The organism is Methylobacterium sp. J-048 (genome assembly GCF_022829515.1).
GTDB lineage: Bacteria > Pseudomonadota > Alphaproteobacteria > Rhizobiales > Beijerinckiaceae > Methylobacterium.
Genome location: NZ_JAKSYL010000134.1, coordinates 1 through 23,383, shown reverse-complemented (window position 1 = coordinate 23,383; position 23,383 = coordinate 1). Strand labels below are relative to the sequence as shown.

The window sequence follows — 23,383 nt, the reverse complement described above, 5'->3', positions numbered from 1 at the left end:
TCGCTACGCTCGCAATGACGGTGCGGGGCGCTTCGACCAGAAACCGCATGTCAGGTTTGGAGCTGGAGACGCTGATGGACGATCGCATCATGTCGACTCCTAAATCGCGCGAAGGCAGGCATACGGGGCTTCGCGCCCTCAGGCTCGGGATCGCAGCCCTGGCACTGGCTCCGGGTCTGGCCGTGGCGGCGCCGGAGCCAGCGCCGACTCCACCCTTCGAGACCTGCCGCACCGATCTGATCGCCTGGGCCGCGGCGCATGACGTGCCGCAGCCTGTCGCGCAGGCGCAGCTGGGCGGCCTGGAGCCCAACCCGGACGTGCTGGCCGCAACCCGGAACCAGGGCGAGTTCGTCCGGCCGATCTGGGACTATATCGAGGCCAGCGTCACGCCGGCCCGGATCGAGGCCGGGCAGCGCAAGCTCGCCGAGCTGGCGACGCCGCTCGCGGCGATCGAAGCCCGGTACGGCGTCGATCGCTACACCCTCGTCGCCTTCTGGGGCGTGGAATCGACCTACGGTACCGTGCTCGACGATCTTGCGGTGGTGAAGCCGGTGGTCCGCTCGCTCGCGACCCTGAGCTGCGGTGATCCCAGCCGGGCGGCCTACTGGCGCGACGAGCTGACCGCCGCCCTGCAGATCCTCGCCCGCGACGAGGCGCCCCTCGACAAGATGCCCGGCGTACTGACCGGGTCCTGGGCCGGCGCCATGGGCCATACCCAGTTCATGCCCACCGTCTACCAGCAGCATGCGGTCGATTTCGACGGCGACGGCAAGCGGGACATCTGGACCTCGGCCACCGACGCGCTCGCCTCCACGGCGAACTACCTGCGCGCCCATGGCTGGCGGTTCGGCGAGGGCTGGGGCTACGAGGTGGTCCTGCCGGAGGGGTTCGATGCTGCGCTCGCGGATGAGACCACGCCGCGCAGCCTCGCCGCTTGGCGGGATCTCGGCCTGAAGCCCGCCCACGACCGCGCCATCCCGGACGAGGCCACGCAGGCGACCCTGATCCTGCCCGCGGGGATCCGCGGCCCCGCCTTCCTGCTCCGGCCGAACTTTGCGGTGATCCTGCGCTACAATACGGCGCTCGCCTACGCCCTGACCGTGGCGCAGCTCTCGGACCGCCTGCGCGGCGATCCGGGCTTTTCGCGCGATTGGCCCCGGGGCGACCGTCCCCTCAGCGGGGACGAGCGCCGCGACCTCCAGTCCCGGCTGACCGAGCGCGGCTACGCCAGCGGCGGCGTCGATGGCAAGATCGGCCCCAAAACCCGGGCGGCCTTGCGGGCCTATCAGGGCTCGGTCGGGCTGCCGGCGGACGGCTACGCCGACGCCGCCCTGCTGGAGCGGATCCGAGCGACGCCGTGATCAGGCGAGAAAGGCCGGCTCGTCCCGGGCGAGCACGCGCTTGACGCTCTCCAGGTGCAGCCGCGCGCTCTCGGCGCGGCCGGCGGCTTCCTGGGCGGCCACGTGCTTCACGATCTCCTCGGGAACGACCTTCAGGGTGCGGCCCGTGCTCATGGCGAGCACCTGCGCCTGGGCGGCGCGCTCCAGGTAGTAGAGGTCGTCCCAGGCCTCCGCGATGGTCTCGCCCAGCACCATCACGCCGTGGTTCTTCAAGAAGACTACGTCGGCGTCTCCGGCGCTGCGGGCGATCCGCTCGCCCTCGCGGGAATCCAGCGCCAAGCCGTTGTAATCCTCGTCCACGGCGATGCGGCCGTAGAAGCGCAGGGCGGTCTGCCCGGCCCAGACCAGCGGCTGCCCTTCCAGCATGGCCAGCGCCGTCGCGTAGGGCATGTGCGTGTGGAAGGCGGCCCGCGCATTCGGCTTCAGTCGGTGCAGCTCGGCATGGATGTGAAAGGCCGTCGCCTCCGGCTGGCCGTCGCCCTCGACGACGTTGCCGTGGAAATCGCACAGCAGCAGGCTCGACGCCGTCACCTCCGCGAAGGCCAGGCCGTAGGGATTGACCAGGAACAGGTCGGGCCGCTCCGGCAGCACCGCCGAGAAGTGGTTGCAGATCCCTTCTTCGAGGCCGTTGCGCGCGGCCCAGCGCAGGCAGGCGGCCAGATCGATGCGGGCGCGTCGGACGCTGTCCGCGTTCAGGGGCTCGTTGCTGCGCACGGGCGGCGTGCCAGAAGCTGTGACGGCGTGCGCCATGCGGGAAGGCTTTCTCTCGGTTCGAATCTGGGCGGCCGGAATCGGCCGGCCCGGCATCTTACGCGGTCGCGCGGCGCTGCGGACCACCCCTGCGTGCAGACGCTCAGGCGCGTCCGTCGGTGACGCCGTCGACGAGGTTGAGCCCGAGCAAAAAGTCGGACGCGAAATCCGTGCGCACCACGGGATCGCGCGGAACGGGTTCGCGCAGGACATCGCGCTCCGCCCGGCGGGCCGCCACCGCCTCGGCCACGGTGACGCTGCGGAACGACAGGCCCGTCCCGCCCTGTGCCTGGGCCAGGCGCCCGAGATCCGGCCCGATCACGGTGGCGATCTTCGGATAGCCGCCGGTGGATTGCCGGTCCGCCATCAGGATGATCGGCAGGCCGTTGCCGGGCACCTGGATCGCGCCCATCGCAACCCCGTCGGAGACGATGTCGTGACCCTTGGCGTGCTTGAGCGGCGTACCGTCCAGGAAGCAGGCCATGCGGTCGCCGCGGGGCGAGACGGTCCAGGGGCCAGCCAGGAAGGCGTCGATCTGGTCGGCGGCGAAATAATCGTCCTGCGGGCCGAGCACGACCCGGATTGTTTCGGGATTCCGGTCGAGCCAGGGGGCAACCAGCCGCTGCGGCAAGGCCTCGCCCGGCCGGGCTTCGGCCACCGGGAGGCGGTCGCCGGCCGCGAGCCCGCGCCCGTCCAGGCCGCCGAGGCCGGAGCGGGTGTGTGTCGCGGTCGATCCAAGCACCGGCGCCACGTCGATGCGTCCCTGCACGGCCAAGTAGCCCCAGGCTCCGGATGCGCCCGCGCGCACCGTCAGTGTCCGGCCAGGCTCCAGGGTTAGCGCGACCGCGTCGGGCAGGGCGACCCCGTCGAGGGCGATTCGGAAGCTTCGGGAGACCATCGCGATCCCGAGCGGCCCGCCCTCGGCCGTGACCGTCATGCCGCCGGTGGAGACCTCGATGGCGGTGGCGTCGAGGGCATTGCCCGCGGCCCGGTTGGCGGTGGCGTGCATCAGCGGGTCCATCGGGCCTGCGGCGGTGATGCCGTAGCGCAGGTAGCCGTGTCGGCCGCCGTCCTGCAGCGTGACACCGGGCCCGGCGGACTCGATGACGAGGGCGCTCATCGGACGGCCACTCCACGGCGGGCGATCGGCTCGCCGGCCGCCTCCCGGGCCGTCAGAGCGTCGAAGGTCGCGACGTCGACCGGCTCGAACCGGATCACGTCGCCGGCGCCGACGAAGAAGCTTGTCTCGCGCTCCGGGGCGTAGAGCCGGGCCGGCGTCGCGCCGATCACGTACCAGCCGGTCGGCATCGGCACCGTCGCCACCGCGGCGAGGCCGCCGCCGATCACCACGGCGTTGCGCGGATGCGGCGGTCGCGGGCTCGCGCGTCGGGGTACCGCCAGGGTCTTGGGCAGGCCGCCGAGATAGGCGAAGCCCGGCGCGAACCCGTACATGTAGACCCGGTAGGTCGCCCCGGCATGGGTCGCCACGATCGCTTCGGCGGACAGGCCGGTGCGCTCGGCGACCGCTCCGATGTCCTCCCCGTGCGGGGCGTCGTAGCAGCAGGGCAGGGTCCAGAGGGTCGGCGTGCCGGCCCGCGCCACGGCCCCGGCGACCAGCGTCCGGACGCGCTCGGCCAGCGCCGCCCGGTCGAGCACAAGCGGGTCATAGTGGAGCATCAGCGAGCGGTAGGTCGGCACACGCTCGCGCAGGCCGTCTAGCGGGTCGGCGCCGAGGGCGTCGTCGAGCGCCAGGACCCGGTCGCTGATCGCCGGATCGACGGTGCTGCCGAACTCAATCACCAACGCAGCCTCGCCGGAATCGAGCAGCCGGGGCTCGCTCCCGCTCTCAGTCCCGCTCATGGCCGGAACGGCGCCAGGGTCACGCCGGCGCTCTCCAGGCGGGCGCGCACCGCCCGGGCCGTGGCGACCGCGTGCGCGGAATCGCCGTGGACGCAGATCGAGCGGATCGGGGTCGGCAGCGTCTTGCCGGAGGCGGTGAGGATCGCCCCGCCCTCGACCATGCGCAGCACCCGTTCGGCGGCCGCGTCGGCCTCGGTGATCAGGGCGCCGGGCTGGTTGCGCGGGATCAGCAGGCCCTCGTCAGTGTAGCCGCGATCGGCGAAGATCTCCTGGTAGACTTCCAAGCCGTAAGCCTCGCCGGCCGCAACTTGCGCGGTGAGCGCGATGGCGAGCAGGGCCAGGTCGCGATCGACCGCCCGGACCGCCTTGGCGATGGTGTCGGCGACCGCGCGATCCTCGGCGGCCAGGTTGGCGAGCGCCCCGTGGGCCTTCACGTAGGTGATCCGGTGGCCGGCATACGTCGCGAGCGCCTGGGCGGCGCCGACCTGATAGGCCACCAGCCGCTCGATCTCGGGCGCGCTGAACGGCATCCGCCGCCGTCCGAAGCCCCAGAGATCGGGGAAGCCCGGATGGGCGCCTACCGCCACGCCCCGATCTTTCGCCAGCGCGAAGGTGCTCGCCATGATCTCGGGATCGCCCGCATGCAGGCCGCAGGCGACGTTGGCAGACGTGACGATGCCGAGGATTGCCGCATCGTCGCCGCAGGCATAGGCGCCGTAGCCCTCGCCGAGATCGGAGTTCAGGTCCACGCTGGCCAACGGACTCGTCCCCTTCCTGCTGCGGCGCCGTCCGGCCATGCAGGCGAGGCGGCGCGCATCGTGACCGGATCTGCTCGTTCCACACCCGCGACGGTCAGAAGTCGAGAGCGCCGTGTCGACGGCGGGGTGGATGCGGGGGCATGAGCAAGGCCGATGCCGGATGGGTTTTCTTTCGAGGGATCAGAGGGCGGCCCGAGCGGGCGGCCGGTCTCAGCGCGGCAGCCCGGGATCCGCCTGCGCGATGAGCTTGCGGCCCAGGAGGGCCAGCGTCGCACGGCGTCCGAGCTTCATCACCGGATAAAGCAGGCGGGCGCGGGACGGGTTGCGCAGCAGTCGCGCCAGGGTTCGGCCGACCGCGCCCCGGTCCTCGCTGAGGGTCGAGAGCAGAACCAAGGCATCCGGGCCGTAGTAGAGGGTCTGGCCGTGGCGCACGACCATGCCGTTGTTGAGGTCATAGCCGCACCGGGCGAGATCCGCGACCATCGGGCCGCCTGAACGGGCATCGATCAGCGCCACCGCGCCGACCGACCGGCGCAGGGCCATCAGGCGCACGTAGTTGCTGCAGAACGGGCATTCGCCGTCGTAGACGACCGTGAGGGCGGCGTCGCTCATGGCTTCAGGTCGATCCGGTGCTCGGCTTCCGAGACCAACCGGCGGACCGGCATGCCGTCCTGCAGGCTGAGGCAGACGGATTCTCGCCGGTAGATGTAGGCGACGATATTCTTCAAGGGCACGCCGTCGAAGCTAGCCCCGTGCTGGAGCGGGACGAAGAAGTGGTGCGGGTAGAGCGCGTGGGGAAATGACCCCAGCGTATCGGCGATCCGGCTGACCAGGCCGTGATAGCCCCGGACATAGGCATCGACCGCGGGGCGGTCGATCTCGTTTTTGGAAAGCTCCTGCCCGGCATCGTCCCGGGTGGTCAGGACCGGCACGTCGCAGGTCAGCGAAGCCAGCACCTTGCGGTAGACCTGAGTTCCGCCGTTCGGGTTGTCGAGGGCGAAGGCGGTCTCGGCGTCCGGCGATCCGTAGGCCATGTGGGCGAAGGGATACGAGTAGAAGGTGAAGAAGTTCGTCGGGACGTAATGCCGTCCGCCGTCTTTATCGACCGCCTGGAAGTACATCTTGTTGTTCGCGGCGGTGTCGTACCAGCCGAGCCGCGCCTGGGTCATGAAGCTGTTGTCGGTGAGGATGAACAGTACCGAGAAGAGCCCGACCAAGAGCGGCGGCCGCTGGTAGTGGCGGCTCACCACCACGGCGCCGATCGCCAGGTTCAACAGGATCCACGGGGCGAAATTGGCGCCCATGACGATCACGATGGACAGGTGCATCGCGTCGAAGCCGAGCAGCAGGAGCAGGAGCCAGCGCTGCGGCATCAGGATGCCCACCAGTGCCGCGCCCTGTCCGAGCAGGATCAGCGCGTTCGTCACCGGCCCGGCATGGCTCAGGATCGCCCGCATGCCCTCCACCAGCCAGGACCAGCTGGCGTAGAACACGTGGTTGTTGTCGAGGCCGACGCTGAACAGCTTGCCGGGGTCGTTCGCCAGCAGCCAGGAGGTCGGGCCGGCATCCAGCGTCACCTTGGCCAGGAACGACGAATAGTAGTTCCCGAGATGGATGCTGATCGCCGCCGCGATCAGGATTTTGGAGAACAGCGCGCTTGCGGTCGCCATGTCGCTCGTCGCGGGGCCGCTCAGGCCCGGCCGGGCGCTCACGCGCTCCGTCAGCGCGATGACGGCGAGGCCGGCGAGCAGGCAGAAGCTGACCTCGGCGAGGGGCACGACGTCGATGATATGCCCGTGCCAGAGCCCGGTCACCCGGATGACGGCAACCTTGCTCCAGACCAGGTAGGCCGCGCCCACCACGCCGAGCGACGGCCAGCGCAGGCACAGGATTCCGGACGCCACAGCGGCGACCCAGAGGATCACGATGGCCCAAAGCGTCACCGTCGCCTTAAAACCTTGCTCGACCATCGGGAAGAGCGGGTAGTGAACGAGCGCATAGGCTCCCGAGATCACGCCGATCAGCTGCAGCAGCCGGATGGCGGCTCTGTCGGAGGCGGCATAGGTCCGGCGCACCATCGCGGCGGACAGCAGCAGCGGCAGCACGATGATGTAGAAGTTGTTCCGCTCGTCGATGACCCGGGACAGCTTGAGCATCATCAGCAGCGCGATGGTCTGCGCGAGCACGATGAGATACGGCCGCGCAACCGCGAACGAGACCGGGCCGGTGAGGGGAGATGCCCCGAGAGGGACGGTCCCGTTCGGAGCTGAACTCAAGAGCGATCGGATCATCGTCAGTCTTCGCTGCCAGAGGATCGTGACGGGCGCAGCGGCAGCGCGGCGACCAGGCGGCTCCTGAAGGCGCGGGGGCGGCGGGACCGCCGGGGCGTCCTCGCCCCTCTGCCGAACGGCCTCGACCCTTCCGCGCTTCGGAACCCAGGGTTGCACGGGATCGGGCGGGATCGAGAACAAACTCGGAGGATTCCGGATACGCCTTTCGGATACGACCGGCCCTTCGAGACGAGGCCGCGGCACTGTGAGCCGCGATCACGCGGGGCCGCCGGCCCATTGAGCCGTCACCCGTTTCAAAACGCGACAGGGACTTCGCGGTGTTCTCTCCCTCGGGTTGCGAGGCACCTTTTGCAAATCTTCCAGGCATCCGGGAACCTGCACGCCTCGACTACCCTGGACAATCATGCCCATGGACGTTCGCGCCTGCCAGCATCGCAATGAAGAATGCGGACGGATTCGGTCTTTTTACTATTGCGGCGACATGTTCGCGTAAGGCGAGACTTCATCCACCAGCACCGTATTGCCCATCATGCGCGCGGTCAGGAACCTGCGTCTGGCCGCAAGCAGCGGTTGAAGCAGGCGGCTGCCTTTCATGAGGACGCCGATCCTCGACCCGGACGTGAAGATCGTGGATTCGAAGGGCTTGAGTGAGACCGGGTTCGGCGACATCACTCGCGCCCGCGCAATCGCCTTGTGCTCGTAGAAGTATTCCCAATTGTCCGCCGCGGCGACGATCGGCCGGTTCACTTTGAGGATGCCTTCCGCAGCTTGCCGGGTGATCACGTAAGCCGCCGCGGCCCCGAGCCCGGCCATGCTCATGGGCAGGCACAACCGATAATCGCCGATCACGTCGGCGTTCACGGTACTGAAAGCGGCGCGGTGTTGCGGCCGGTTGTAGAGGAGGACGACGTCGCCCCGGCGGAGGGTCGCCTCGACCCGGACGAGGGTATCTTGGATGTCGGGCGGGAGCACTGCGTCGTCTTCGACGATCAACGCCCACGGCATCTTGCGAGCGACCATCACCTCGTAGGCAGCCAAGTGCGACAGGGCGCAGCCGACCTGACCCGCGCTCAGATTGGAGCCAGATGACGCATCTCGACCCGCCACCATCCCGTCGACGCCTACGATCTCGAAATCCGGCCCCCAGATCGTCTGGAGGTGCCGAGAAATATAGGCGTGTCTCTCGCAGAATCGCGGGAGGGATATTGCAATGCAGCACATGATTTCAGCCTTTTATGCCGGGCATTGCCTGAACACTAAAATTCATTCAACAGATTTTCATAAAATTATCAAGTAACGATCGTATTGAATAATGATGCGCAGAAAATACCGATAATTTCGAATTCTCCAGGTTTGCATCCGGAATTTTCGATTGCGAATTGAGCCATCTTGACTCTATGCTTTGGGTTTCAAATCGACTATCCGGCATAAATACTAAGTATCAGCAGATTATTTTTGCAACATATTGCCTATATACCGAGCAAAATTTTGACTACGTCTGGCCAATACGTTTCCAGGTTGTACTCTAGTGCTTCGGCAGTCCGTATTGTTATCGACGCATTCCAAATCCTGCACCGGCTTCGACGATCCGTCAGGTGGGCACCCGCGGCCGGAGAACAGGCAGGATGGCTGCCAGCAAGAATTGATGCAGCCCGTGATTCACGAAGAGTGGGCATTCGAAACAGACGAGCAGCATGGTCTGGGTCAGGAACAAGATCGGCCAGGCCTCGATATAGCCCGGCGAACGCGCGAAGTGCCGGACGACCCGTCGCGCGGAGTCGAGTATCACGCAAGCGAACACGATGAGGCCGACGACTCCGAATGCGACAGCAACGTCGATAAAATTATTATGAAAGAACCAGAGTTTTTGCTGTGTGGTGAAGTGCAGGTACGGCGCGGTTGTGATCGGGCTTTCCCAATAGGCTTTGTAGCCGACGCCGATGAAAGGTTCCCGCCAGAATTGATCGATCCCGAACTGCCAGAGGATCGTGCGACCGGTGAGCGTCGAGTCCTTGCCGAGATCGGAGAGCAGCCTGGTGGACAGGTCCGCACCGTAAGTCGCCGCCACCAGGATGCCGATGCCGGCGAGCGCGATGGCGACGCCCAGGCAGAAGCCCGTGACCAGGTTTCCCTGCCGCCACGCCATGATGACGCTGAGCGGTGCGAGTCCCAGGACGCCGGCCACCAGGGCGGTCGCGGAATGGGACGAGACGAGCAGCGCCAGCGCGCCGACAAAGGCTGCCCCGGTCAACATGCGCTGCCAGCCTTGCAGGAACAGACAGGCGGCGCAGAGAAGCTGGAGGCTCATCAGGCCTCCGAGCACATTCTTGTGCGGATAGACCCCCGACCATTCCCCGCCCGGCCCGCGGGTCATGCTCGGCGCGGCGACGCCCAGCACGGCCGACAGGATCTGCCCCCCCAGGAGCCCGAGGAAGACGATGCGGACGATACCGGATAGCCCGACCGTGGTGCGCAGGGCGATGCCGGCCACGATCGTGGCGAGAAGCTGGAGGCCGTGATAGGCCGAAATGCCGGGTGTCAGGGACCAGGTCGCCGACAGGATGGCCAGGGCCGGCCAGAGCAGGATGAGCGGCCGGCTTCCGAACAAGGTGCTGGCGAGATCACGTCGCAGGACCAGGAAGGCGAAGGCCGCCAGGTCGGCGCCCAGCCAGATCAACTTGTCCACCCCCGGAAGCTTGACTTGCTCGCCGCTCACCGGCGCCAGCATGATCAGCAGGATCCAGGGAGTTGCGGCGGCCCCGAGCCGCGGTAGAGCATCCGACCCGCTTTGGCGGCCTCCGGGGCGGGCCACCACCTGCCGGCCGGAGTTGTCGCCGCCGCCGGGCATAAGCCAGGCCATCGGCGCGGCATCCCCAGGCCCGAAGCCCGTCATGTCTCGCCGAAACGCCATCGCACCCAGCCCCAGACTACTCGCCCGCTCTGTGCCAGCGACTCCCTACGGAGGGCGACTCTAACCGCGCGCACCGCCCGGCCGATTCCGCCAAACGAGGTAGGCCGGCTCAGGTGTCGGCGTGTTCGCTCGGCCGAGCGTCTGACCTGTACAAAACGGTAAAGTCCGCCGCCGGCTGGGCCAGGCGGTCGCCATGATCCACGAGAGCAGCACGCTCTCGCGACGGATCAGCTCAATGAGGATCGGGGGAAACAGTGGAGCGGGCGATCGGGATCGAACCGACGACATTCAGCTTGGGAAGCTATATCCTGGACTGGTAGCCCCACCCGAAATCCTCTTAACTACCCTCACCAAATCATTGCTCGAAATAGGGTTTTCCCCGTGACTGCGCAGTCCGCTGCGTTGCATGGCCGGGATAGTTCTGTTGTATCCCCGTTGTATCCGGGGGGGACGGGGGCGATGGGCGAGACGACAAGCCGGGGCACGTATGCCCGCGAGCGCGTGCGGATGACAGCGGCGACGCTGACCCGCGCTGCCTCGATGATCCGCTCCGGCGCCCTTGAGGGCCGGGGGGCCGAGATCCTCGACACCGACACGCCGGGCCTGACCCTGCGCGTCACCCGTGCCGCCGGGACCTGGTACCTGCGTCACCGCAAGGGCACGATCCGCCTCGGGTCGATGGACGTGCTGAACCTGCCGGCCGCGCGGGAGGCCGCGGCCCGAGCCCGACGGGACGTGGAGCTTGGCGTCGACCCCCGCCATGACGTTGGCATCTTCGAGCGCCAGATGGCCAAGGGCGCGGACCTGGCGCACGCCGTCGACGTGGCCTTCCCGATCAGCGAGCCGTTCCCCTCGGCCGCCGATCGGCGCCTGCGCGGGCCCTGGCAGTGGCAGGACCTCCAGGCGGAATTCCTCGCCGCGAAGCTGCCGGGCCTGCGGGAGAGCTACCGGTCGAAGTACGCGGCCTATCACCAGGGGCCTGAGTTCGAGCCGATCGCCAACCGCGAGCTGCAGCACCTCGATATCGCGAACCTCGAATCCCTCCGCGATCGCGTCGCCGAATCCCGCACCGTCTCGGCCGCGGCGCGAGTCGTCGCGCAGAATAAGGAGGCGTTGACGTGGGCGTGGCGCTACCACGGGACCCGGTCCGGCCTGTCCGACCAGCGGTACCCGTGGTGGCAGGAGCAATGGGCGATCCAGTACAGCTCGACGGCGCGGGATCACACGCCGACCGTCGAGGAGCTGGTCCGCACGCTGCTCGTCGCCGAGCACCACCGGTGCCTCGGGGGGAACGACCAGCAGACCGAGCCGGGGACGCTCGCCGCCCTGTGGGCCGTGGTTCTGACCGGGCAGCGCACAGGCGCGCTGGGCCGGACCCGGCGCGCCGGCATCATCGGGCTCGACGGGCGGCCGGCCTGGCAGGTCTGGACGTGGACCGGGCAGGAGATGAAGGGCGGGCGGCGTGCATCCAAGCCGCACGCGCTGCCGATTCCTCCGGCCGCCGTCGAGGCGATCGCGCGGTGCGGGGCCGACCCGGCATCGCCGTTCGTGTTCCCGAGCCGGATCGATGGCAAGCACGTCACGCCGTCCGGCTACACGCAGTTCTTCTACCGGATCGAGGGCAAGGAAAAGGACGGCAAGGCGGGGTCCAAGGTCTCGCGCCCGCTCGGTGATCTGTTCCAGCGCTACGGGATCCGGCGCTGGACCCCGCACGACGCCCGCCGGACGCTCGGCACCTACCTCGACGACGAGGGGCTCGGCGGGGCCGCCTCGGCGATCCTGGCGCACTCTAAGGACAAGGGGCAGGACGACGAGAAGGCACGCATCGAGGACATCACCCGGCGGGTCTACGCGAAGGCGCAGCGCCTGCCGCTGAAGGCTGCCGGGATGGAGCCTTGGGTGCAGCACGTCCTCGCCGCCTACGAGCGCGAGGCGGCCCGGTTCCGGGTGCTGGCCTAGCCGTCGTAGCGTCTCGGCTAGACTCCCTCAGGTTGCATGGTATGCCAAGCGGCAAGAGGGGTCTCGCCGGGGCAGGGATTTGATCAGCCGCGAGCATACGCAGGAGGCCCTGTCGCTCGCGTACGTCCATGCTCTGGCTGGCCGCGCCGGCTTAAACATCGCTGCCAAGCCCATCTTCGACTACGGGATCGACGGCTATTTCTATCGAGTGAAGATGCGCGGACGGGAGCGCGTCGAAACCGGGAATCCCGTCAGATTCCAGATGAAGGCGAGCGTCGACTGGGAGCGCGAGGACGAGCACGTCGTCTATGATCTTGAGGCGCGCGCTCACCGGACAATCGCTGAACGCGAGCCCGGTGAGGTCATGACTATCCTGATCCTCCTGTGCCTACCTCGGGATGAGATCCAGTGGCTGACCGGATCCGAAACGGAGATGTACCTCAGGCACTGCTGTTACTGGTTTCGAACCGAAGAGCCGCCGACTGATAATGTGTCGAAGCGGCGGATCCGGATCCCCCGTGGGAACCTGCTGACACCAGAGTCCCTACAGGACATCATGACGCTCGCCCGCGAGGAGGCCTTGGCAGGCCGATGACCAGCGAGCCCGACGATATCGAGCGCGTCCCGCTCGGCTCACTGAAGCGCTACCTGGCGACCGCCGGTTGGCACAGGCAAACGCTGCCAAGTGGCCTTGAGCTGTTCGCGCTTGGGCCCCGGGATGATGAGATAGAGATACTCTTGCCTGGCACGCCGGAGGCTAGAGATACCCAGGTACGGATTGGCCAAGCAATTCGAGCGCTGACCGCCCTCGAAGACCGGGACATGGCTGCAGTCATCGCGGCGATCCGTTCGATCAGTTACGACCTGATCAAGTCGCGGCTGCCAGACTCGGTCATTCGGCACGACACGATTAAGCTCGGTACCGCGGAGGAGTTCATCCGGCGCATGGCCCGCCTGCTTGCCGCCTCTGCCCATTCCGAGCTGCACGCCACCTCCTACTTCAACCGCGTCGACAGCGTGGCTCAGCGCTACGCCGATGAATGCCGGTTCGGGCACACCTTCCGCGGAAGCTTTGGGTTCACGGTCGAGAGCCCGGTCGGGCCGCATACGATGGAGCCGGGGAACGGGGCGCCGCCTGCTCTGCCATTGGAGCGCCGCACCGTGCACCGGCTTGCACGCGGGCTGCGCCTCATTGAGGGGGCGATCGCTCATCAGGACCCCGCGGAGATCGTGCGGGGCTACGAGGCGGGCCTCAACGCCAACGCCTGCGAGGAGCTCGCTGGGCTGGTAGAGGTCCCGCACGCCGGCGAGGTGCGCATCGACATCGTCTTCTCGCCCGAGTGGGGCGTGCCCGAAGACGTGGGGGCGGCCCCCTCGTTCGAGATCAGGCATGCGCTATCGGCCGAGATCATGCGCGAGGCGGCTAAGGCCCTCCGCCACTCCGACGACGAGCGGCGCCGTACGATCATCGGCCTGATCCGCACGCTCCACTCCAATGAAAATCCGAGCGACCTCTTCAGCATCTCCGGGACGCAGGACGTGATCGTCGAGTGGGACAGCGACGAGCACGGCATGATCCGGGTGCGAGTTTCGCTGCCGCCGGAGGAGTATTTGCAGGCCGTCGATGCTCACAAGACAGGGCGCATGGTCTCGATTCATGGCGAGCTCAAGCCGCCGGGGCGGTTCTGGCGGCTCGAAAACCCGCGCGATTTCACTCTGCTCTGAGCCGAGCCGCGCGAGCATGCGGCACCCTGTTCACGACGCGGAACGCGCGCAGGACCTTCGGCTTCACGCCCGCCCCTCCATGACATTCTTCAGGAACGCGGCCATCTCGACCTCCAGTGCCTCCATCATGGCGAGGTCGATCTCGGTCACCTCGTCGCCGTCCGAGGCGTGCCGCATGACGAGGCCCGAGTAGGAGCGGGCCCCGGCCATGAAGGCACGCTTCATCTCGCGACGCTGGATCTCCAGGGCGTCCTGGAGTTCGCACGCCGCGGCGAAGGAATCCCACTCTCGGGACAGCATGCGGGGGTGTCGGTCATCGCGTCCTCCGGATGGTCATCTCGTAGCCGTGCTCGCCCATGACCGTGGCGAGATCCATGAGCCACAGGTCGACGATGCAGCCGGCGGCCCGGAGGTCGTTGACCACGTGGTAGAAGCGGTCCCGCATGTCGTCCTGCGAGTGGAACTTGATGAGGCCGAGTTTGGCGACCTCGCCGATCGGCGTGGCGTCCCGGGCCCGCTGGATCCGGTCGGCCTTGCATTCGGTCGCCGCCTCCTCGCTCTGACAGTCCCGGTAGAGGTGGAGGCCGCAGAATGCGCAGGCTTTCGACATCATGCCCGAGCTCCCATCATCATCCTGCCGGAGGGGAGCATCGAGTACGGTAGCGCCATGTACCGGCTGCCCCCGAACGCCGGCATCCCGAACGCCGGCGGCGCGATCGGCCCGCCCCAGTCCAGCCCCCGATAGATGTCGACCTGCCGGGGCCGCGCGGTACGGGGTGTCCGGTTCGATGGGGCTTCCCGGCGTCGGGCGGCGAGCTTGCGGTGCCGGAGGGCGTGGCTCTTCTTCATGCCGACCACCCGAACCGGTCGGCGACGCCTCGGGGTAGCGTCGCGAGGAGCACCGGATACGACGGGGACAGCGCACCCGGCACGAACTTAGGCGCCATCTTGGGCAAGCCGTCCGGAATGCGGATCTGGTCCAGCTGCACGGATTCCCGGTCGACCCAGTGCCCCGGGGGGCAGTGCGCCAGCACCGGCGTGGAGAGCGGCCGCACCTTCACGGCGCGGTCTGTCGCGCTGATCAGCTCGACCTCGATGCAGACGGTGTGGCTCATCCCCGCGTCCTCCCGGACCGGCGCCGGTCGTTGCGGCGCTCCCTGTTGACGGCGTGCTCGATCCGCTTGGCGAACATCACCTGAAGGCGCGCCTGGCGCTGCGGCTGGAAGTCCGTGGGGGCGTAGCGCTCCTTCAGCCAGACCGTGCCCATGTCAGGCCGCCTCCTCGTCATTGTCGGGTTGATCGTCAGGCCCGACGACTCGGATCGCGGCCATAGCGGCCCTCATTCCGTCCGAGCCCTCGGTGCTGAAATGAGACCGCAACAGGAGTGCAGCCCCGCTTAGGCTGCGAACGATGCGCGTGGCGCCGCGCGGGGAGTCGAAGTAGCTGCGCACGCGGCGCGCCACACACTCGACCTCCATCCGTGCGTCTCTGCCAAGCGTTTCCGACTGAGCCACGCGGGTGATCTCGACGGTCGGCTCGATCACTTCCCCGGTCTCATAACGCAACAGCGCGAAGGTGCCGGCAGGATTCGCGCGGAAGGTGCCGCGCATCATCCGGGTGGACTCGTGCTGGCACTGTGGGGTTTCCTCCCTGACGGTCAGGAGGACCTCAGCCACGGTGTCGGGGCGGATGAAGCTGTGCGGAGAGAACGGCACTAGTTGGCGCCAAGTGTCGACCTCGTCAGGGAACATGGCGGAAGGGATGCGATTCCTGAGCTGGGTGTCCACGCCGAGCGTGATTCCCTGCACCGGGCGAGGTGCCGGGTGCGGGACCTCATGCCAGGTCTCATCGGACAGCTTGACCATCAGCGTCCGACCGAAATCGTCGTACGCCGCGACGGTCGTGACTTCGGAACCCATGATATGCGTCAGCGGGATGTTCTCGCCGTCCGACATCTCCGCAGTGATGGTGCCGCGATCGAGCCACACGCGAGCGATGCCACGCGGCTGAACTGGCGCGGGGGCCGTGGCAACGGTCCCGTCGCCGATGACCTCGATTGCCCGGCGCCTGATCAGGTTCAGAATCGCCGCAGGATCCCGGGCTTCGATCAAGGCCTCGACGCGCACGCCGAAGGACGCGCCGTTCTGCAGGTGGAACCGCACGAACGCGGCACCCCAGACCGCCCCGCCCTCGTCGATCCCGTACCTAACGATCGGGATCGGGAGCGACGCCATCTCACGCAGCACGAACGGGATGGTTGCGGCCTGAACCGGATCCTCCGGGATCCCCGCATTCGGATCCCACTCCGCCGAGGGTCGGCCGAAGATCATTCGGAGTGATCCTGGCATGGCCTCCCAGTGCCGCGCCTCAAGCGCGGCACTGCGTTCGGCGTTCGCCCGCTCCTCGCGTTCACGTTCCGCCTGCAGGACCTCCGGCGGAGCCTTGTCCGGGCACCACGTTCCGCCGTCGGCACCGACCAGGATCGCGGCCGTTCCAATCCGAAGCTCCGCACCCGCCTCGCGGAAGGCAGCCATGAGGTGCCGGACCTGCCGGATCGACCAGCCGGACGGCTGAGAGTTGTGCGGACCAAGCGCGCTGCCGATGCGCAGGTTCTCGATCTCCATCGCGACGTAGGAGACGCCGTTGGCCTTGCGCAGCGACCAGATGGCGTCGGACGTCATCGACTCGTCGCCGGCCTTGTCGTCGTAATCGCCACGGCCGAGGCAGTTCTCCATGCAGGCGCCCTCGCGATCGAGCGCTTGCTTGGTGACAAGCCTGACCCAGTATCCGCCGTCATCCGCGGCGATACGGTTGGCCGTGCCGAGGTCGGTCGCGGGAGCGCGCACAGACATCGAGCTCCCCCGTCCGCACCGGCGCCGAGGTCGGCCGCTGCCACCAGGCGATCGCCTTCCCGATGAGGACCCCAGCGGGGAACGAGAGGGCAGCCCAGATGAGGAAGAACATCATCATGGTCAGGCAGCCTCCCGCCCGATGATTTCCAGGATCTCGTCGGTCATCTTATAGATGAAGCCGATCTCGTTGACGGCCTCGGGCGTGTGCTCGGCGTTGTAGCCTTCACCCGACGCTGCCCAGCCTGCGAGGTAGACGGTGACCAGATCTTCGCCGCGCAGGAATCCTCCTTCCCGCAGGGTCTTGAGGATCCCATCGGAATCGAAATGCCCGATCCCGATGGCCTGTTTGATGAGCTCGATGTCGGACTTCGCGCGGAGGGCGGCGAGGCGGTGGGATTACTCGTGCGCCATATCCGTGAGCATGTCGGCGACATGCTCGTGGAACAGCCGCCTCGCATCCAGGCTCATGTGGGCGACAGTCCTGACGATCTCGAAGACCTTGTCTTCGTCCAAGCCGGACTTTTCGTACGCGTTCGGGATCGAGGTCATGATCAGCCCTCCCGCGCCGGGAAGGTGCCGACCACGCCCTCGCGGCGGTCGATCGTGTCCCGGTAGGTCCGGTAGACCGAGATCGCCTCCTCCTCAGGGACGCCGCCCGGCGGGGTCAGCACGCTGTCGGGGCGGCCGTCCCGGTAGACGATCGCCACCTCCCAGCGGGTTATGGGCGTCCGCAGCTCCGGGTTGTGCTCTGCCTCGGCCATGTCAGCCCTCCACCGGCTTGAAGGCGGCAGCGAAGTCCCGCGCCGAGGACGAGAACGGCATCGCGCCCTTCCGGCGCGCGACGACGTAGCCCTCGACGACAGCCATGACGCGGACGGGACCGTCCTCGTCGGACCAGTGCGAGCCGACCGTCGGCTCGGGGGCGGCGGCCTTCGGGGCCGGAGCGGGGGTCCCGCCCTGCCGGGCGAGCCATGACTGGAATCCGGACTGACCGGAGAACCGGCGGGCGAGCTTCGCCTGCAGGGCGGGATCGAGTGACGCGCTCATGCCGCCACCTCGTCGATCGGCTTCGGGGCGAGGTGGCCGGCGAGCCCCGGATCCTCGCCGATCACGTCGAGGTAGACAGCGACCAGGCTGTGCCGCGTCGTCAGGAATTCCCCCTCGACGACCTCCTTTATGACGAGGTGCCGCTCGCCCGGCTGGATCGTCTGCTGGATCCAGTGGCAGGTGTGTGGAACCCGACCGCGCACCACCTTGCGGTTAAGCTCTTTGGCCTCGCTATCGCCGCCGTCGAACGGCCGCATCTCCAGGAGCCGGTCATCCGTTAGGGCCCCGGCCCGGCTTCGGATCCAGTCGATGTCTGCGAGCGTGTGCGTGCCCTTCGCGATGCGCGCGATGATCCGCTGCTCGCGACTGTGGCTAAGGCACTCCGTCTCCTCGAACACGTCGGAGGCGAGGGACAGGACCTCGTTCACGCAAGCGGTGCCGAAAAGGAGTCGAGCAACCTCGCCGGGACCATCACCCTCTAGGCGATGCAACTCGTACAGGACGCGGTCCACCTGCGTGGCGGTGTGCGTCAGGATGATATCGAGACCCTTGATGCCGAGCCGCTCGAAGGCGTCGCGGATGGGGCATTCATGTTCCTCGTTCCGCACCGCGCCGACGGCGTTTCGGAATGCGGTGCGAGCGGCGTGTGGAAGCTCGTTGTAATATCACATGCCTTCTGCCCCCTGCTGTCCTGTTCCCCAGGGGACTCTGCCACCCGATGAACGATTCGGCCTGGACGCCAGCGAAGGATTCTTACAGCGGACTGATTCGTGGGAGCGCGCGCTACGAGGTAAACCGGCGATCAGGCCGACTTGCGCCTATGCGGCATGTTGGCACATGGCTGTCGAGCCGGTGCCTTACAGCCCGGGGCGCTACCGTCCGCTGCATGGAGATCTTCAGCCTCGGTCAGAAGGTCCGGACCGCCCGGATCCACCGCCGTCTCTCACAGCGCCGGCTCTCAGCGCAGGCGGACGTGAGCCTGTCGTGGCTCGCCCGGTTCGAGAACGAGGAGATCATGGAGCCCTCGATGCACCGCGTCCTGCGCGTGCTCCACGTGCTCGGCCTGGACATGCGGCTGACCGTCCACCGGCCGCGCCCCACCTTCGAGGACATCCGGCAACAGAATGATGATGCGGACGAGAGCGAGATCTACAAGCTACTTTCGTGGATGTGAGTAAGGATGCGCACACCAACCTCGAAGTCGGCATCTAGCCAAGTCGCCCCGTCCAGGCTTTAGTGATCCTCGTTACTCGGAAGGACTCCGCCGTGATCCACGCCCGCTCGATGTTGAAAGCCTTGACCGCCGCCTGAGCTAACAGCTCAGGCCTCGCCGCGTCCTGCTTTCTCATCTTGCGAGTGTCCTCCGATGACCAGCGAATCTCAGCGCCTCGGCGCGAGCATGTCCGCCGTGCGCGCCGTCATGCTCAATCCCTCCGAGCTCTCCGGCCCCAAGGCCCCGGACATGCCGCTCGACCGCGCCTGTCACCTGCGCGGCGGTGAGTTCGTGCTCTGGTCCGCCCGGGAGGACGCGCGGCTGCTACTGACGCCGCTGTTCGACCTCGTGCTACCGGACCCGGTTCTGGCCGCGATCCGCCGCGCGGTCGACAACCCGACGGTTGTCACGCTCCGGCGCGTCGAGGCCGCGCTCCGCCGGGACGTGCCTGACATGTCTCGGACCCGCTGCCTGGAAGTCGCGGACCTGCTGTGTTTCCATCAGTGGCACATGGGCTCCAAGGACGCGGCCGCACGCTGTGCCGCCGACGCCCTGGAGAGCGCAACCGGATGGGCGGACACGGGGCATTTCCCGCAGGCCTACCTCGCATTTCGCGCCGCCTGTCTCTACGCCTCCGACGCGCAGGAGGACGCCCTGGAGGGCAGCTACGTCGGGGGCCCGGTCTACGCGCGCCTCGCCGCCTATGATTTCCGAGCGGAGAGCTGGCTGCGGGCGTGGACCGTCATCGCTGGCGCCGAGCGGATGCTGGACGACGAGGACGCCATCCTGCGCGGCAGCGCGGGGCAGCAGGCGAATCCGGCAGACCTAGCGTCGCTCGACCAGATCCTCGCTGAGGCTCAGTCCGCACAGCGCCATCGAGCCGAGGCCGACAAGCGCGCGGCGGAAGCGAAGGGGCCCCGCACGCTCGTCGTGTTCCCGAAGCTGAGCCACCTGCCCAAGCCTTCGGCGTCCCAGCAGGACCGCGGCGATAGCCCCCGGGCCCTCGTCGAGGCCTACGCCGAGAAGCCGATGCCGCTCGTGGCGCCCCCGGATCCACAAGCGTTCTCGGCGGCGCTGCTGGCGCGATTCCCGTGGGCACCCGAAGTGATCGAGGCGTACGCCGGCGACCTCGTCGGCGCCCTGTGCGCCGGGTTCCGCCCTCGAATCCTGGTGAGCGGGCCGGGTTTCGGGAAGACTGCGTTCGCCAGGGCTGCGCTCGAAACCGCCGGGCTGGACGTGACGCTCTATAGTGCTGGCGGGCAAATGGATGGCGGCGCGTTTGCCGGCACAAGTCGTCAGTGGGGATCCTGGCGCGTATCCACGAGCGCTCAGGCGATCCTGCGGGCGCAGAAGGCCTCAGTCGGCATCATCGTCGACGAAGTCGAAAAGGCCGGCACTTCCCGGAGGTGGGGCCGTCTCGATGAGACGATCCTACCCTGCCTCGAAAAGCACACCGCACGTTCTGTGCACGACCCGGCGCTGGAGGCCCCGGTAGATCTGTCGGCCGTCTCGTACATCCTGACAGCCAACGGAACCGGTGGGATCGTGGGCCCGCTTCTGGACCGCGCGCCGGCGCTGCATTGGCCCGCCCCGAGGGAGCAGGACCTCCCGGTCGTGGCGGCGGCGATCCTGGAAGATCTACGCCGGGAGCGCGGGCTGGACGCGACCTGGTGCCCGGACCTGGATCCGGAGGAGCTCGATCTGATCCCGTGGGCAGGCGGCTCGATGCGGCCGCTCCGCCGGATGGTCGAGACCGTCCTCGCGAGCCGCGACCGGTTCAGCGCCCGTCACTGACCCCACCCCAACGCCCCCATCCCTGGAGATCTGACATGACCCTTCATGCCCGAAAGCGCCTGCCCGTGCTCGAAGCTGCCCGCGAATCAGTGCGCGGCGCTCGCCACCGGGAGGCGATCCGCCCCGAGCTGGCCGCCGCCGTCGTCGTCGTCCTCGACCACGGGTCCCGCGCCTACGCCACGGAACGCGCCGGCTCCGGAGACCTGCGCCTGCTCGCGCAGCTCCTCCTCGTCCTGACGACGGCCCTGCCGCCCGGCGAGGACCGCGGAGCCCCCCGCTCATGAAACGGATCCGCGGCCCCCCGCGCCCAAGGAGGACGTCATGCTGTTCGACGAATTCATGCTCATCGCGGCCCGTGCCCTCAAGGGCTACGGGGGCAGCGCCTCGATCGAGATCACCGCCATAGTGCCGAACAGGCGAGGTCCCGTCATCCGCTGGACGGCGCCCCGCCTCGCGACGGAGCGCGCCCAAGTCCGCAAGCCCGGCGGGGGGCCATCCGACGGTCCCGTGCCCGGTCCCGTGATCCTGGACGTCCTGGCGCGCACGCTGCAAGCGCGGTGGCGCTACGGCACGCCGCGCTGCCCCAGGGACTGGGATGAGCAGCTGACGCGCCGGCACAGGCGTGTCTTTGGGCGCATGGCACCGTCGACGGGTCCTGGATGGTACTGGCTCTGGCAAGCCGGGGCCGATGCTCTCACGCGCGCCGGGCTCCCCCGCGGATTCACGACCATCGACACGAAGGAGAAGTTCGGCCAGGCCCGCTGGGACTGGCACGCCGACGAGGACTCCCAAGTCACCGAGGACCTCATCGAGGCGGTCGACATGCTGAGCGCTTGGATCTGTGAGGACTGCGGACGGCCCGGGAAGCTGCGCCGCGGCAGCTGGATCCGCTGCCAGTGCGACAGGTGCGCGGAAGGGAGGGCAGCGGCATGACCCGGACCCTCATCGCCCTGCTGGTGGCCATGCCGGTCGCCGCGGCCGCGCAGCCCGCCCCCGGCCGGTACTGCGCCCCGGGCCTGCCTGACATCACCGTCGGTCCCGCGCCCGGGACGCTCGGCATCGACCTCATGGACTGCCGGGGGGCGGTCTACGTCGGCGGGCAGGTCACCGCCCCGCATTGCTACGGCATAAGCGGGGCCGAGGTCCCGTACGACACGGACCTCGCCGTCGAGCCGGGCGGTGACCTGATCCACGACGGCACCCGGTACCGGCCGCAGCCGCCGGGCCGGCTCTGCCCGTGAAGGTGTGGGATTCGTGCCCGCCGACCACCATCAAGCGAAGGAGAACCCCCAATGCGCTTCCGCCACCTTTCCCTCGCCGAGATCGCCAAGCGTCGCGCCGACGCAGCGCGGGATCAGGACCTCCTTGGATCTGGCTGGACGCCCGACGAGCGGACGCTCGCCGCGGCGCCCTTCATGACGGACTATGTCGAGACGACGTACCCCGGCACCGGCGAGCCGGCCCTGTACGGGCGGTGCACCGGGCACCCGATGCTTGCCGACGGGCCGGTGATGACAAGCCCGATCCTTGCCCGCGGGGATGGCTGGATCCGGACGCATGGGCGTTTCTATCGTACGGGCGAGCCGCGCGCGGAGCCGACGATATCGCCTGAAACAGCGTTCGATGAACTCGTCGATCGGCTCGCGTCCGTTCCGCCTCCGCAGCCGCCTGCAGGCTGGGATCCGGGCGATGACCTGCCGGAACCTCAGGGTTACGGCTCATGAGAAAGGGCGCCGGCCTCGCGACCGGCGCCCTCGGGGGCAGCTGAATTTTCAGCCGGGTCAGATGCCGGCGAGCCGGGGCTGCTGGACGGCGGCGAGCGCGGCGATCGCCATCTTCTGCTCGCGCAGCAGATGGGCCGCCCAACGTTGCTGGAAGAAGACCACGCCCGCTCTGGTCACGACGGTCTGGGGGCGCGGCCGGCCGTTCCTGTCGTGGAAGATCACGCGCATGCAGTGGTCGGTCAGATCAGAGCGCGGCTGCATCTCACCGTCCTCGACGTGGATGTATTTCCTGCCCTTGGCCCATTCGAAGAAGGTGCCCGGCGCGATCCCGAGCACCCTCGCGACGGTGCGCAAATTGGTGTGGCCGCGGTTGTCGAGGAAAGAGTCGTAGGCCTCGACCTTCGGCGCCGCGACGGCGAGAGCCTGGTTCTGCTGCTCGACCTTTGCCTCCAGGACCTCGATGCGCTCGATGCGGCCGAGGAGCAGGCGCTTGAGGACCTTGTCGTTGTCGAGGTCGCTGTCCGCGTCCCGCTGCCGGCGAAGCTCGGCCTCCATCCGGTTGAAGGCTGCCACGAAGTCGAGCTTCCACCGGGTCGCGCGGGTGCCGGTGAATCCCATGGCGAGCAGGGCGAACCCGTCACGCGTCATGAGGTACTGAGGGTGGGTCTGCCCGTTGGCCGGATCTGTCCATGCCGACTCGACGAACAGGTCGGAGGGGGCCCCCTCAAAATTGAGGAGGCCCCTGATGTCCCGCAGGACGTTGTCGTGGCGCTTGCCGAACATGGCCGCCACGTTGCGGGAGTTCGTCATCGGCACGCCGGAAACGGGCGTGATCACCGGGACGACGGTCGCGGGCGGCAACAGGGCGATGGCGGTCGAGGTGGCGGGCATCAGGCAGCCCTCTCGTCGGCGAACGGGACGGCGACGAAGCGCACGCCCTCGCCCATCCGCAGGTGCCGCCCGACGCTCGGCGCACCAACGACGAGGCCCTGCTCCAGACCGGCGTGCTCCATGTATTCGGCGACATCGTTCACGTCGGATCCGGCGTAGGCCTGGGTTCCGTAGGTCCAGGGCGTGAGCTTCCCGTCGAGGTAGACGA

29 protein-coding genes are annotated in these 23,383 nt (G+C 68.0%); 10 read left to right on the top strand and 19 right to left on the bottom strand.

The features are described 5' to 3' along the window. Positions 1-74: 74 nt before the first annotated feature. Positions 75-1,361 carry a lytic murein transglycosylase gene (locus MKL09_RS12230; RefSeq protein ID WP_244020447.1) on the top strand — a complete coding sequence of 429 codons (1,287 nt, stop codon included), beginning with the start codon at positions 75-77 and terminating at the stop codon, positions 1,359-1,361. On the opposite strand, the gene MKL09_RS12225 is transcribed toward MKL09_RS12230, so the two are convergent. The 8 genes from MKL09_RS12225 to MKL09_RS12190 all read right to left on the bottom strand — a co-directional run bounded on the left by MKL09_RS12225 (position 1,362) and on the right by MKL09_RS12190 (position 9,919). Beyond that, positions 1,362-2,150: an aldolase gene (locus tag MKL09_RS12225; RefSeq protein WP_244020446.1), complete on the bottom strand. Its 789-nt coding sequence runs from the start codon at positions 2,148-2,150 to the stop codon at positions 1,362-1,364. Positions 2,151-2,253: 103 nt separating this feature from the next. Continuing rightward, a complete protein-coding gene (locus MKL09_RS12220; RefSeq protein WP_244020445.1) occupies positions 2,254-3,270 on the bottom strand; it encodes a biotin-dependent carboxyltransferase family protein in 1,017 nt (338 codons plus the stop codon). Then, the gene (locus MKL09_RS12215) at positions 3,267-4,010 is read right to left on the bottom strand and encodes a 5-oxoprolinase subunit B family protein (RefSeq protein ID WP_244020444.1); all 744 of its coding nucleotides are present in this window, start codon (positions 4,008-4,010) and stop codon (positions 3,267-3,269) included. Before MKL09_RS12215 ends, MKL09_RS12220 begins: the two co-directional genes overlap by 4 nt. Next, complete coding sequence (locus MKL09_RS12210; RefSeq protein ID WP_244020442.1) at positions 4,007-4,768, bottom strand: 5-oxoprolinase subunit PxpA; 762 nt, start codon at positions 4,766-4,768, stop codon at positions 4,007-4,009. Before MKL09_RS12210 ends, MKL09_RS12215 begins: the two co-directional genes overlap by 4 nt. Before the next feature lie 210 nt (positions 4,769-4,978). Further along, the gene (locus MKL09_RS12205) at positions 4,979-5,380 is read right to left on the bottom strand and encodes a DCC1-like thiol-disulfide oxidoreductase family protein (RefSeq protein ID WP_244020441.1); all 402 of its coding nucleotides are present in this window, start codon (positions 5,378-5,380) and stop codon (positions 4,979-4,981) included. After that, positions 5,377-7,059: a hypothetical protein gene (locus MKL09_RS12200; RefSeq protein WP_244020440.1), complete on the bottom strand. Its 1,683-nt coding sequence runs from the start codon at positions 7,057-7,059 to the stop codon at positions 5,377-5,379. The genes MKL09_RS12205 and MKL09_RS12200 overlap by 4 nt, the downstream gene beginning before the upstream one ends. A gap of 468 nt (positions 7,060-7,527) precedes the next feature. Further along, a complete protein-coding gene (locus MKL09_RS12195; protein WP_279605842.1) occupies positions 7,528-8,169 on the bottom strand; it encodes a glycosyltransferase family 25 protein in 642 nt (213 codons plus the stop codon). 481 nt (positions 8,170-8,650) lie between these two features. Beyond that, the gene (locus MKL09_RS12190; protein WP_244020438.1) at positions 8,651-9,919 is read right to left on the bottom strand and encodes an O-antigen ligase family protein; all 1,269 of its coding nucleotides are present in this window, start codon (positions 9,917-9,919) and stop codon (positions 8,651-8,653) included. A gap of 510 nt (positions 9,920-10,429) precedes the next feature. Between MKL09_RS12190 and MKL09_RS12185 the strand changes: the two genes are divergently transcribed. The 3 genes from MKL09_RS12185 to MKL09_RS12175 all read left to right on the top strand — a co-directional run bounded on the left by MKL09_RS12185 (position 10,430) and on the right by MKL09_RS12175 (position 13,654). Beyond that, complete coding sequence (locus tag MKL09_RS12185; protein WP_244020437.1) at positions 10,430-11,929, top strand: integrase arm-type DNA-binding domain-containing protein; 1,500 nt, start codon at positions 10,430-10,432, stop codon at positions 11,927-11,929. A 79-nt stretch (positions 11,930-12,008) separates the two neighbouring features. After that, positions 12,009-12,524, top strand: coding sequence for a DUF4365 domain-containing protein (locus MKL09_RS12180; protein ID WP_244020436.1), 516 nt, complete (start codon positions 12,009-12,011; stop codon positions 12,522-12,524). Then, positions 12,521-13,654 (top strand): hypothetical protein, encoded by a 1,134-nt coding sequence (locus MKL09_RS12175; RefSeq protein ID WP_244020435.1) that lies wholly within the window; start codon positions 12,521-12,523, stop codon positions 13,652-13,654. Before MKL09_RS12180 ends, MKL09_RS12175 begins: the two co-directional genes overlap by 4 nt. Before the next feature lie 63 nt (positions 13,655-13,717). Here the strand turns inward: MKL09_RS12175 and MKL09_RS12170 are convergent, their stop codons facing one another. The 9 genes from MKL09_RS12170 to MKL09_RS12130 form a co-directional block, all read right to left on the bottom strand. Next, the gene (locus MKL09_RS12170) at positions 13,718-13,954 is read right to left on the bottom strand and encodes a hypothetical protein (protein ID WP_244020434.1); all 237 of its coding nucleotides are present in this window, start codon (positions 13,952-13,954) and stop codon (positions 13,718-13,720) included. 13 nt (positions 13,955-13,967) lie between these two features. Next, entirely contained in the window at positions 13,968-14,267 is a 300-nt protein-coding gene (locus MKL09_RS12165) for a hypothetical protein (protein ID WP_244020432.1), read from the bottom strand. 232 nt (positions 14,268-14,499) lie between these two features. Further along, positions 14,500-14,769, bottom strand: coding sequence for a hypothetical protein (locus tag MKL09_RS12160; RefSeq protein WP_244020430.1), 270 nt, complete (start codon positions 14,767-14,769; stop codon positions 14,500-14,502). Further along, complete coding sequence (locus tag MKL09_RS12155) at positions 14,766-14,921, bottom strand: hypothetical protein (RefSeq protein ID WP_244020428.1); 156 nt, start codon at positions 14,919-14,921, stop codon at positions 14,766-14,768. The genes MKL09_RS12160 and MKL09_RS12155 overlap by 4 nt, the downstream gene beginning before the upstream one ends. 1 nt (position 14,922) lies before the next feature. Further along, on the bottom strand, positions 14,923-16,506 hold the full coding sequence (locus MKL09_RS12150) for a hypothetical protein (protein WP_244020427.1): 1,584 nt from the start codon (positions 16,504-16,506) through the stop codon (positions 14,923-14,925). 396 nt (positions 16,507-16,902) lie between these two features. Next, a complete protein-coding gene (locus tag MKL09_RS12145; protein ID WP_244020426.1) occupies positions 16,903-17,055 on the bottom strand; it encodes a hypothetical protein in 153 nt (50 codons plus the stop codon). Between the two features lie 2 nt (positions 17,056-17,057). Then, positions 17,058-17,267 (bottom strand): hypothetical protein, encoded by a 210-nt coding sequence (locus MKL09_RS12140; protein ID WP_244020425.1) that lies wholly within the window; start codon positions 17,265-17,267, stop codon positions 17,058-17,060. A 1-nt stretch (position 17,268) separates the two neighbouring features. After that, on the bottom strand, positions 17,269-17,553 hold the full coding sequence (locus MKL09_RS12135) for a hypothetical protein (RefSeq protein ID WP_244020424.1): 285 nt from the start codon (positions 17,551-17,553) through the stop codon (positions 17,269-17,271). Continuing rightward, positions 17,550-18,161 carry a hypothetical protein gene (locus MKL09_RS12130; RefSeq protein WP_244020423.1) on the bottom strand — a complete coding sequence of 204 codons (612 nt, stop codon included), beginning with the start codon at positions 18,159-18,161 and terminating at the stop codon, positions 17,550-17,552. The genes MKL09_RS12135 and MKL09_RS12130 overlap by 4 nt, the downstream gene beginning before the upstream one ends. Positions 18,162-18,439: 278 nt before the next feature. Between MKL09_RS12130 and MKL09_RS12125 the strand changes: the two genes are divergently transcribed. From MKL09_RS12125 to MKL09_RS12100, 6 genes are all read left to right on the top strand, one after another. Further along, entirely contained in the window at positions 18,440-18,727 is a 288-nt protein-coding gene (locus MKL09_RS12125) for a helix-turn-helix domain-containing protein (protein ID WP_244020422.1), read from the top strand. 192 nt (positions 18,728-18,919) lie between these two features. Further along, complete coding sequence (locus tag MKL09_RS12120; protein WP_244020421.1) at positions 18,920-20,560, top strand: hypothetical protein; 1,641 nt, start codon at positions 18,920-18,922, stop codon at positions 20,558-20,560. A gap of 35 nt (positions 20,561-20,595) precedes the next feature. Next, positions 20,596-20,844, top strand: a complete 249-nt coding sequence (locus MKL09_RS12115) for a hypothetical protein (protein ID WP_244020420.1) — start codon at positions 20,596-20,598, stop codon at positions 20,842-20,844. A gap of 37 nt (positions 20,845-20,881) precedes the next feature. Continuing rightward, positions 20,882-21,493: a hypothetical protein gene (locus tag MKL09_RS12110; protein ID WP_244020418.1), complete on the top strand. Its 612-nt coding sequence runs from the start codon at positions 20,882-20,884 to the stop codon at positions 21,491-21,493. After that, a complete protein-coding gene (locus MKL09_RS12105) occupies positions 21,490-21,801 on the top strand; it encodes a hypothetical protein (RefSeq protein ID WP_244020416.1) in 312 nt (103 codons plus the stop codon). The genes MKL09_RS12110 and MKL09_RS12105 overlap by 4 nt, the downstream gene beginning before the upstream one ends. Positions 21,802-21,852: 51 nt before the next feature. After that, entirely contained in the window at positions 21,853-22,284 is a 432-nt protein-coding gene (locus MKL09_RS12100) for a DUF6634 family protein (RefSeq protein WP_244020414.1), read from the top strand. 57 nt (positions 22,285-22,341) lie between these two features. Here MKL09_RS12100 and MKL09_RS12095 read toward each other — a convergent pair whose 3' ends face one another. Next, positions 22,342-23,175 carry a phage regulatory protein/antirepressor Ant gene (locus MKL09_RS12095; protein ID WP_244020412.1) on the bottom strand — a complete coding sequence of 278 codons (834 nt, stop codon included), beginning with the start codon at positions 23,173-23,175 and terminating at the stop codon, positions 22,342-22,344. Further along, positions 23,175-23,383: hypothetical protein (locus MKL09_RS12090; RefSeq protein ID WP_244020410.1), on the bottom strand; the 209-nt coding region annotated here is incomplete at its 5' end. The genes MKL09_RS12090 and MKL09_RS12095, both read right to left, overlap by 1 nt.

What these genes read in the sequence shown, in the direction of transcription:
- MKL09_RS12135 (WP_244020424.1), bottom strand. Translation starts at nt 17,553, where the DNA reads ATGAGCGCGTCACTCGATCCCGCCCTGCAGGCGAAGCTCGCCCGCCGG.
- MKL09_RS12105 (WP_244020416.1), top strand. Translation starts at nt 21,490, where the DNA reads ATGACCCGGACCCTCATCGCCCTGCTGGTGGCCATGCCGGTCGCCGCG.
- MKL09_RS12175 (WP_244020435.1), top strand. Translation starts at nt 12,521, where the DNA reads ATGACCAGCGAGCCCGACGATATCGAGCGCGTCCCGCTCGGCTCACTG.
- MKL09_RS12195 (WP_279605842.1), bottom strand. Translation starts at nt 8,169, where the DNA reads ATGGTGGCGGGTCGAGATGCGTCATCTGGCTCCAATCTGAGCGCGGGT.
- MKL09_RS12100 (WP_244020414.1), top strand. Translation starts at nt 21,853, where the DNA reads ATGCGCTTCCGCCACCTTTCCCTCGCCGAGATCGCCAAGCGTCGCGCC.
- MKL09_RS12150 (WP_244020427.1), bottom strand. Translation starts at nt 16,506, where the DNA reads ATGTCTGTGCGCGCTCCCGCGACCGACCTCGGCACGGCCAACCGTATC.
- MKL09_RS12095 (WP_244020412.1), bottom strand. Translation starts at nt 23,175, where the DNA reads ATGCCCGCCACCTCGACCGCCATCGCCCTGTTGCCGCCCGCGACCGTC.
- MKL09_RS12215 (WP_244020444.1), bottom strand. Translation starts at nt 4,010, where the DNA reads ATGAGCGGGACTGAGAGCGGGAGCGAGCCCCGGCTGCTCGATTCCGGC.
- MKL09_RS12165 (WP_244020432.1), bottom strand. Translation starts at nt 14,267, where the DNA reads ATGATGTCGAAAGCCTGCGCATTCTGCGGCCTCCACCTCTACCGGGAC.
- MKL09_RS12145 (WP_244020426.1), bottom strand. Translation starts at nt 17,055, where the DNA reads ATGACCTCGATCCCGAACGCGTACGAAAAGTCCGGCTTGGACGAAGAC.
- MKL09_RS12170 (WP_244020434.1), bottom strand. Translation starts at nt 13,954, where the DNA reads ATGCTGTCCCGAGAGTGGGATTCCTTCGCCGCGGCGTGCGAACTCCAG.
- MKL09_RS12125 (WP_244020422.1), top strand. Translation starts at nt 18,440, where the DNA reads ATGGAGATCTTCAGCCTCGGTCAGAAGGTCCGGACCGCCCGGATCCAC.
- MKL09_RS12190 (WP_244020438.1), bottom strand. Translation starts at nt 9,919, where the DNA reads ATGGCCTGGCTTATGCCCGGCGGCGGCGACAACTCCGGCCGGCAGGTG.
- MKL09_RS12160 (WP_244020430.1), bottom strand. Translation starts at nt 14,769, where the DNA reads ATGAGCCACACCGTCTGCATCGAGGTCGAGCTGATCAGCGCGACAGAC.
- MKL09_RS12205 (WP_244020441.1), bottom strand. Translation starts at nt 5,380, where the DNA reads ATGAGCGACGCCGCCCTCACGGTCGTCTACGACGGCGAATGCCCGTTC.
- MKL09_RS12225 (WP_244020446.1), bottom strand. Translation starts at nt 2,150, where the DNA reads ATGGCGCACGCCGTCACAGCTTCTGGCACGCCGCCCGTGCGCAGCAAC.
- MKL09_RS12220 (WP_244020445.1), bottom strand. Translation starts at nt 3,270, where the DNA reads ATGAGCGCCCTCGTCATCGAGTCCGCCGGGCCCGGTGTCACGCTGCAG.
- MKL09_RS12140 (WP_244020425.1), bottom strand. Translation starts at nt 17,267, where the DNA reads ATGGCCGAGGCAGAGCACAACCCGGAGCTGCGGACGCCCATAACCCGC.
- MKL09_RS12230 (WP_244020447.1), top strand. Translation starts at nt 75, where the DNA reads ATGGACGATCGCATCATGTCGACTCCTAAATCGCGCGAAGGCAGGCAT.
- MKL09_RS12120 (WP_244020421.1), top strand. Translation starts at nt 18,920, where the DNA reads ATGACCAGCGAATCTCAGCGCCTCGGCGCGAGCATGTCCGCCGTGCGC.
- MKL09_RS12155 (WP_244020428.1), bottom strand. Translation starts at nt 14,921, where the DNA reads ATGGGCACGGTCTGGCTGAAGGAGCGCTACGCCCCCACGGACTTCCAG.
- MKL09_RS12110 (WP_244020418.1), top strand. Translation starts at nt 20,882, where the DNA reads ATGCTGTTCGACGAATTCATGCTCATCGCGGCCCGTGCCCTCAAGGGC.
- MKL09_RS12115 (WP_244020420.1), top strand. Translation starts at nt 20,596, where the DNA reads ATGACCCTTCATGCCCGAAAGCGCCTGCCCGTGCTCGAAGCTGCCCGC.
- MKL09_RS12200 (WP_244020440.1), bottom strand. Translation starts at nt 7,059, where the DNA reads ATGATCCGATCGCTCTTGAGTTCAGCTCCGAACGGGACCGTCCCTCTC.
- MKL09_RS12185 (WP_244020437.1), top strand. Translation starts at nt 10,430, where the DNA reads ATGGGCGAGACGACAAGCCGGGGCACGTATGCCCGCGAGCGCGTGCGG.